Annotated in this window: 1 protein-coding gene; it reads right to left on the bottom strand. The window is 51.9% G+C overall.

The features are described from left to right. Positions 1-31: 31 nt before the first annotated feature. Positions 32-308: type II toxin-antitoxin system HicB family antitoxin (locus BRA42_RS10200; protein WP_342771915.1), on the bottom strand; the 277-nt coding region annotated here is incomplete at its 5' end.

The raw sequence follows: 308 nt of genomic DNA, 5'->3' as shown, positions 1-308 counted from the left end.
TAGTCGTCGGAAGAAACCAGAGGTAACTTCGTCATGCCTCGACCTCAATGACCGAGGTGAACTTATGCCGCGATGTCAGGATCGGCTCAATGTCCTTCAGTATCCCCAGTTCTCTTGCGTTCTCGAGGTAGAGTTCGATCGCTTCGCGAATGTTATCCAGTGCTTCCTCCGGTGTATCGCCACAACTGGCAACCTCGAGCTCCTGGCACTTGGAAACGTATACTCCCTCCTCTTCCCGGATAAGAACTGTCAGCCGCACCCGTGTCATTGTAGCACCTTCAATCATTGAAGTCATCCCAAAAGTGTCC

This window comes from Methanoculleus sp. UBA374, from assembly GCA_002508705.1.
GTDB lineage: Archaea > Halobacteriota > Methanomicrobia > Methanomicrobiales > Methanoculleaceae > Methanoculleus > Methanoculleus palmolei.
Note: the sequence above shows the minus strand (reverse complement) of the source record. Positions and strands in the feature narration are given on the sequence as shown.